The organism is Kitasatospora sp. NPDC001309 (genome assembly GCF_042896295.1).
Classification (GTDB): Bacteria; Actinomycetota; Actinomycetes; order Streptomycetales; family Streptomycetaceae; genus Kitasatospora.
This window is the reverse complement of the sequence record NZ_JBIAXC010000097.1, coordinates 1-7627: the sequence shown is the minus strand read 5'-3', so window position 1 is coordinate 7627 and position 7627 is coordinate 1. Positions and strand designations below refer to the sequence as shown.

Below are 7627 nucleotides of genomic sequence, written 5' to 3'. Positions count from 1 at the left end.
GGGGGGGGGGGGGGGGGGGGGGTGGGTTTTGGGGGGGGGGGGGGCCGCCCGGGGGGGGCGCCCCCCCCCCCCCGCGCCCGCCCGCGCCCCGCGGGGGGGGGGGGGGGGGGGGGGCCCCCCCCCCCCCCCCCCCCGGCCCGGGTTCACCCCTCGGTGGCCCGGCAGTCGAAGCTGAGGAACACCGGCGCGGCGTGATCGCGCAGGGCCGGGAGCAGGGCGGCCAGGTAGTCCGGCACGAGCCTGACCGAGCCGAGGTCGTGCAGATCGATCCAGCGGAACTGCAACTGGGCCTCCCTGCTGCTGATCCCGGGCCGGCCGGCGGTGCCGGGGAACCTGGGTTCGACGAGGAAGTAGAAGCAGACGTCGTGGTGGAGTTCGCCCCGGTCGTCCCGGAAGAAGCTGTCCGCCACGACGGCGAGCCGGCCGCACCGCACGGCGACGCCGGTCTCCTCCAGGAACTCCCGTTCGCAGGCGGTGGTGAGGGACTCGCCGGGCTCCAGGCCGCCGCCGGGCACGCCCCAGAGCTCGATGTCGGCGAGGCTTTCCATGAGCACGGCGTGGTCGTGGAACCAGAGGCCGGCCGAGCGGATCCGGGCGGGGGTGGTCTCGGTGGCGGTCTCGGGCACGGTGCGGTTCCTGGGGGTGGCGGATGGGGTGGGGCCGTCAGCGTAACCCGGCCCGCGGGGGTGGGTTCCCGCGGGCCGGGTGGGGCGGGCCGGAGTCGGTCGGGGCCGGTCGGTGACGGTTTCGGCGGTCAGGGTTGGAGGGTCAGGGCTGGACGGTCAGGGCGAAGACGTGGAGCGCGGGGGCGTCGGGGAGGGTGACGGAGCGGATCGTCCGGCCGGGTGTCAGGGGGACGGTGTTGGTGAAGACGCCGTAGGTGGTGCCGTAGTTGGCCGGGCCGGTGGGGGTGTTGCGGTGGTCGGTGGTGAAGGCGGTCTTCGCGCCGTAGGCGTCGGTGGGGGAGCAGCACCAGTTGGGGAAGCCGAGTTGGCCGGTGCTGGTGGTGCCGTCGGTGTAGGTGACGGTGACCGTGCCGGCGGTGAAGCCGGCTTCGGCGCCGAGGAAGCCCAGCGCGGTGCCCTGGCCGGTGAGGGTGATCTGCTGGCCGGCGGCGGACACGTTGTCGGCGGTGCCCGGGGCCGAGGACGGCCAGGTGAAGCCGAGGCCGTTGGCGCTGATGGTGGCGCCCGGGGTGGCGCCGGCGGCGGCCAGGGCCTGGGTCGAGTAACTGTCCCCGTTGCCGTCGAAGTTGCCGGGGGCGGGGGCGCTCTCGGAGGTGGTGCCGACGTTGTCGAACGCGGCCGCCAGCGAGGGGTAGGGCACGGTCTGCACGATCGTCCGGTCGCCGCTGACCGTGTCGACGGCCGTCGGCCGGGCCCGGTAGCTCGCGGTGGCGGTGATGGCCGTGACCGTCGTCCCGGGGGTGCCCTGCGGGCCGTGCACCGTCACGGTGGCCGAGGCCGTTCCGCCGGGTTCGACGCGGGGCAGGGCGGTGGTCGCGGGGGTGACGGTCCAGCCGGCGGGGGCGGTGACCCGCAGTCGGGTGTCGTTCAGCGGGACGGCGCCGTGGTCGGCCAGGGTGATCCGGTACGTCCCGGGGGCCTCCGCCGTGCTGATGTCCTGCCAGGTGAGGGCGGTCGCGGGGGCCGCGCCGCGGGTGGCGCCGGGGTGGACGCGGTAGAGCACGGTGGCGTGCGGCGGCACGTCCGCGGAGATCACGCCGGTCGTGCCGGTGACCTGCTTGGTCACCAGGTCGTGGAGGGCGTAGCCGATGGCGGAGGGCAGGCCGGCCCGGGCGGCGGTGGTGGTGATGGTCTGCGCGGTGTCGGAGGAGTTGAACAGGGCGACCGCACGGTCCCCGCCGGCCAGCGGCTTGCTGAGCACGTCGTAGCCGGTGTCGTGCTGGACGACCTTGCCCTGGACGCCGAGCCGGTCCTGGTCGACGGCGATGACGTCCTCGTTGCCGAGCACGGCCAGCGCGGCGGGGGAGAGGTGGGTGAGGTCGGTGCTGGAGATCAGCGGCGCGGCCATCATCGCCCACAGCGAGGTCTGGCTCTGGATCTCGTCCTGGCTGAGGCCGGAGTCGCCGGCGAGCAGGAAGTCGGGGTCGTTCCAGCGCCCCGGTCGTTGCAGCGCGGGCAGGCCGACGTTGTAGCCGTAGTTGTCCTTGATCGAGGCCCACTTCTCGCGGCCGGGGGCCTGGCCGAGGGCGATGTCGGCGCCCTCCCGCCACAGGTTGCCGAGTTGGGCGGACCAGCGGATCACCGACTCCCAGTTCGCCGCGCCCTGGAAGTAGGCGGGGGCGGAGATCGAGAAGACGATCGGGCGGTGGGTGTTGAGCAGGGCCGTGCTCATCGCGGTGTAGGTGTCGCGGTAGCTCTGTTCCTCGGTCTCGCCGGGCTTGGTGGGGACGTTGCAGCCGTCGAGCTTGACGTAGTCGACCTCCCAGGACGCGAACAGGTCGGCGTCCTGCTGCCAGTGGTCGAGGGAGCCGGGGTAGCCGCCGCACGTGCTGGTCCCGGCGTCCTCGTAGATGCCGAACTTGAGCCCGAGCTGGTGGAGTTGGCGCCCGACGTAGGCCATGCCGTCCGGGAAGAGGGCAGGGTCGGCGACCAGGGCGCCCTTGGCGTCGCGCTGTCGGGACATCCAGCAGTCGTCGATGGTGACGGTGTCGTAGCCCTTCTTCGCCAGCCCGGTGGTGACCAGGGCGTGGGCGTTGTCGAGGATCGTCTTCTCGTCGATCCCGCACTGGTAGTAGGACCAGTCGTTCCAGCCCATCGGCGGGGTGGGGGCGTAGTCGGGGTACTGGGCGGCGGCGCCCGGCGGGGCGGGTGCGGCGGCGGCCGCGGGGAGGGCGAGCAGCGTTCCGGTGGACGCTGCGGCGAGCGTCGTACAGCAGGCGACGGCGGCACGGAGCCACCGGGGGAGGGGAGTTGACACGCTTCGACCTCACGGGATCTTCGGGGTCAGGGCATGGTGAACGGCGTTGCCTCGGCGGGATCAGTTGTACGGGGCTCTGCTCAGTTCTGACAAGAGCACGGCAGGAACAATCAGGATCGAGCAGATCTGAGAGGGTTCGGAGCAGGGGCGTGCAGAGCGGCGGGTGGACGGACGGCGAAGTGGCCGGGCCCCGTGCGACGGAATCGCACGGGGCCCGGCCACTTCGTGGGCGGTGGGGGTTCGAGGCAAGCCGCTAGGGCCTGTCCGGCGGATCTTGCCAGGCGCGCGACGCCGGGCATCCCGCCTGGACGCACGCCCGAATCGCCCAAGTACGTCCAGTACGAGGCCGACTCGGGCGCACGCCCAGCCGGGCGCCCAACGCCGCGCGCTGATCTGCCAAGATCCGCCGGACAGGCCCTAGGGGAGGGCCCAGCGCTGGTTGGCGCCGGCGTTGCAGTCCCAGATCTCCAGGCGGGTGCCGTTGGTGGTGGCGAGGGCCGGGTCGTCGAGGCAGCGGCCGGACTGGGTGCTCCGCAGGGTGCCGTCCGGCTGGGGCGTCCACTGCTGGTTGGGGCCGGCGTTGCAGTCCCAGAGTTCGACCGGGGTGCCGTTGACGGTGGCGGCGCCCGTCACGTCGAGGCACTTGCCGTTGTGGGTGAGGCTGCCGTTGGACCAGGTCCACACCTGGGAGGGGCCGGCGTTGCAGTCCCAGAGCTGGACGGCGGTGCCGTTGGCGCCGGAGTCGCCGTCGGCGTCGACGCACTTGCCGGCCAGGGCGGAGGTGATCGGGCCGGTGTGGGTGGTCGGGGTGCCGGGGGTGAGGGCGAAGCGGTCGAACTGCTCGGTCCGGTAGTCGGTCACGCCCAGGCCGGCCTGTCCGTTGGTGAAGCTCGCGTCGGTCGCGCTGCCCACCGTGGTGCCGTCGATGCCGGCGGTGAGTGTGCTGCCCTCCATCGAGAGCGAGACGGTGTGCCAACTGCCGGTGCCCGGTGCGGTGGTGGTGCCGTGGGCGAGGGTGGTGAAGTTCCAGCTGGTGTCACTCTTGTCGATGGACCAGGCGCCGGTGTCGCTGAACCGCAGGTGGTAGGCGTTGAGGCCGTTGTTGTTGCGGCCCTGCTGGTTGACCCGGCCGAGGAGTTCGACGCTGCCCGACTGCTCGAACAGGGTGTCGGCGGTGACGGTGTAGTTGGACCAGCTGCCGTCACCCATGATCGTGTACGGCGCGTTGTACGACTCGTCGGTCCAGCGGATCGGCGAGGTCGGGGCCATCTGGCGCAGGCAGGTCCCGGCGCGGCCGCCGCCGCAGGGGACGGTCTGGAAGGCGCCGTTCATGTCGGTGAAGTACTTCGGCGAGGTGGTGGTGGCCGCCTTCTCGAAGTCGTCCGCGTAGGGCAGGCCCAGCGGGGCGGCGGCCGGCGCGGTGGCGGTGCCCCGGCCCTGGCCGGTGGTGGTGGTCACGGTGTAGACGCGGCCGGGCTGGAGGGTGAGGGTGTAGGAGCCGCCCTGCGGGGTGACGTCCTGGGCGTGGACGAACCAGTCCGCGGGCTTGTCGGAGCCCAGGTCGGTGGACCAGACGTGGACGGTGCCGGTGGACAGGCCGCCGGCGACGGTGAAGCTCGCGGTCTGGGCCGCGGCGGCGTCCATGGTCTCGATGACGGTGCTGTAGTCGCGGTTGTTCGTGGACTTGAGCGTGACGTAGCTGCCGTTGGTGCGCGCGCCGCCGAGGTAGCCGCTGGCGGAGTCGATGTAGTGCCAGCCGGGGCGGGCGAACTGGGTGGTGTGCGCCGTCACCCAGGTGGTCCTGCCGATCGTGTAGTGGCCGGACCACGGCTGGTTCGCGATCGACATGCCGTCGCTGGAGAAGTACAGGTTGGGGTAGAGCGCGGCGATGACCGGCCAGTTGACGAAGGAGGTCATCCTGCCGTCGAGGTAGTCGCGGTTGATCCCGCGCGCGACCGCGGCGGCGCCGCCGTCCGCGTCCTCGGAGCCGTTCTCGCTGGCCCACAGCGGTTTGCCGAGCCCCTGCGCCGTGGGGGTGCTCGGACAGCTGGTGAAGTCGCCCAGGTAGCCGCACGGGTAGTGCACGCCCACGACGTCGACGGCGTCGCGGAACGCCGGGTCGGTGGCCATGGCGTCCGCGACCGCCCAGGTGTCGTCGGCGGCGACCACCTTGGTCGAGCCGTAACCGTGGGAGACCAGCGCGGACTTGAGCTTCTCGTACCAGGCGGCGTCGAAGCTCCGCTCGTTCCAGCCGCCGAGGTAGGAGACGTTCAGGTGGTGCTGTGCCGCGCAGCCCATCCAGGACATCAGGTAGTCGACGGTGTCCTGGGACCAGAAGGTGCCGCCGCTGCCGGTGTTCCCGATCCAGCCGGGGGCGCCCCAGGACAGGCCGTAGAAGGTGATGTTCGGGTTGCGGGCCTTCGCCTGTTCGGCGAGCCACCACTCGTAGCCCTGGTGGCAGTCGACGGCGCCCTTGGTGTGTTCGATGCTGGGCTCGGCGCCGTCGGTGGAGTTGGTGTCGCCGCCGATCTCCAGTTTCAGCACCTGGAGCGAGGCGCCGTAGCCGGGCTTGAACAGGTAGTCCAGCAGTTGGCTGCGCTGTGGCTCCGGATAGTCCACCAGGAGGCGGGAGTTGCCGCCGCCGCCGGAGATCGCGCCGACCCCGTCGAAGGCGAGGCCGGGCTGGGTGCCGTCGACGGTGACGGCGGTGCGGACGGCGGTGGCGGCCGTGGGTGCCGAGGGCGCCGCCGAGGCGGCGGGCGGTGTGGCGAGGCTGCCGAGGGAGCCCAGCAGCAGGGCTGCGGCGCCGAGGGCGGTGCGCAGTTTCGGGGGCAGGTGTCCACGGGCCATGGGCGTCTCCGGTGGCGGGAGGGTACAGGGGAGCGCCGGCGTCGGCGGGAGCATGCAGGAACGCCGGGCAGGTGCGGAGCGTAGACCCGAGTTCCAACACTAATCAACAAGAAGGCCGCAGATTCAACGGCGTTGACCACCTGTCACGACAACGCCGCACACGATCGACCGCAGGTGCGGCGGCCCGGGGTGGGGTCGCGCCGCCGGCGGGCGGTGGGGCCGCCCTCTTGACGTGAACCCGCCTTTGGCGGAAGCTGTTCCGAGCACCTACCTACCGGCTAGTAGGTGGTCTCGCACACCCATCCGAGCGCCTCTGACCAGTGTGATCAGCGGGCTTCGACCGAGCATGTGCACCTTCCCGCGCGGCCCCGGCCGCCGCGCGGGCACTTTCGCGCGCGCGGAACCGCCCGTCGGACCGGCCTGGTCGCGCCGGGTGGAGCGGGTGGCATAACGAGACGGTGTCGATCGTGCCCCGGAGGTAAACCCACGCTTGACTCCAGTGTGAACTGGGCGTTTCCTGTTGCCTCATCGCGTTTGATTGCGATGTTTTCTGATCGACTCTGTTGCTTATGGTCGATCGGTCCCACATCCTCAGGAGCCCTCACCATGCACCTCACCCTCCGTGGCCGCCTGGCCTCGCTCGCCGCGCTGAGCCTGGTCACCTCGTTCGGACTGACGGCCTGTTCCACCGGACAGACCTCGTCCTCCGGGGCCGACGCGCCGGTGGCCCCGGTGTCCGGCAAGGTCTCGATCACCTACCTGCAGAAGCAGGGTGACCAGCAGTACTTCGTGGACGAGGCGGCCGGGGCGAAGGCCAAGGCCGCCGAACTGGGTGCCGACCTGAAGGTGGTGAGCCTCGGCAGCGACGCCAACAAGACGGTCGGCGAGGTGCAGGCCGCGATCGCCCAGAAGAGCAACGGCCTGATCATCGTGGTGCCGGACCCGGCGGTCGGCCCGCAGGTCGTCCAGACGGCCCGGGACGCCAAGGCCGCGCTGCTCACCTCCGACGACCAGGTCTGTGCGAGCGGCCCCTCCCCGGCCCAGTGCGCCGCCGGCGACCTGGTGCCCCGGATCGGCTTCTCCGGCCAGCAGATGGGTCAGCAGGTCGGCCAGCGCGCGGCCGAGGAGTTCAAGAAGGCCGGCTGGAACGCCGCCGACACCCGGATCATCTCCGCCTGGAAGCAGGACGTCACCGTCTGCGGCGACCGGGTCAAGGCCGCCAAGGACGCCTTCGACCAGGCCGTGCCGGGCGTGCAGGCCATCGACGTCGCCACCGACAACACCCCGACCGGCGCCCAGGACAAGGTGGCCGCCACCATCACCGCCAACCCGGGCGTCAAGCACTGGGTGACCTGGGGCTGCAACGACGAGAACGTCCAGGGTGCCGTCACCGCCCTGCAGAACGCCGGGATCAGCCCGGACGACATCGACGGCGTCGGCCTGGGCGCCTACCTGGCCTGCAAGGACTGGGCCGCCGGCAAGCCCTCCGGCATGAAGGCCGCCCTGTTCATCAACGGCAAGGACGTCGGCGCCCTGTCGGTGCAGACCATGTTCGACAAGCTCAAGAACGGCAAGGACTTCCCCAAGGAGGCCTTCGCCCCGACCAAGATGGTCGACGCCGCCACCTGGCAGTCCGCGGGCGTGTCCTGCAGCTGACTCCGCGCCCGGCGCCACCTCGGCCCGAGGCCACCTCGGGCCGGCCGTGGGGGGGGGGCGCCCGGCGGCCCCCCCCCCCCCCCCCCCCCCCCCGCCCCCCCCCCCCCCCCCCCCCCCCCCCCCCCCCCCCCCCCCCCCCCCCCCCCCCCCCCCCCCCCCCCCCCCCCCCCCCCCCCCC

The 7627-nt window shown here is 72.4% G+C and carries 4 protein-coding genes; 1 reads left to right on the top strand and 3 read right to left on the bottom strand.

Annotation, left to right across the window (positions count from 1 at the left end; translation table 11 throughout):
* Positions 1 to 143: 143 nt before the first annotated feature.
* The 3 genes from ACFY2K_RS43295 to ACFY2K_RS43285 all read right to left on the bottom strand — a co-directional run bounded on the left by ACFY2K_RS43295 (position 144) and on the right by ACFY2K_RS43285 (position 5793).
* Positions 144 to 626: an NUDIX hydrolase gene (locus ACFY2K_RS43295; RefSeq protein ID WP_387718613.1), complete on the bottom strand. Its 483-nt coding sequence runs from the start codon at positions 624 to 626 to the stop codon at positions 144 to 146.
* 142 nt (positions 627 to 768) lie between these two features.
* Positions 769 to 2943, bottom strand: coding sequence for an NEW3 domain-containing protein (locus ACFY2K_RS43290; protein ID WP_387718610.1), 2175 nt, complete (start codon positions 2941 to 2943; stop codon positions 769 to 771).
* Between the two features lie 417 nt (positions 2944 to 3360).
* Positions 3361 to 5793, bottom strand: a complete 2433-nt coding sequence (locus tag ACFY2K_RS43285; protein ID WP_387718607.1) for a ricin-type beta-trefoil lectin domain protein — start codon at positions 5791 to 5793, stop codon at positions 3361 to 3363.
* Positions 5794 to 6399: 606 nt separating this feature from the next.
* Between ACFY2K_RS43285 and ACFY2K_RS43280 the strand changes: the two genes are divergently transcribed.
* The gene (locus ACFY2K_RS43280; RefSeq protein ID WP_387718604.1) at positions 6400 to 7449 is read left to right on the top strand and encodes a substrate-binding domain-containing protein; all 1050 of its coding nucleotides are present in this window, start codon (positions 6400 to 6402) and stop codon (positions 7447 to 7449) included.
* Positions 7450 to 7627 lie beyond the last annotated feature (178 nt).

Excerpts from the sequence above, each read along its gene's own strand:
- ACFY2K_RS43285 (WP_387718607.1), bottom strand. The coding sequence starts at position 5,793 with ATGGCCCGTGGACACCTGCCCCCGAAACTGCGCACCGCCCTCGGCGCC.
- ACFY2K_RS43280 (WP_387718604.1), top strand. The coding sequence starts at position 6,400 with ATGCACCTCACCCTCCGTGGCCGCCTGGCCTCGCTCGCCGCGCTGAGC.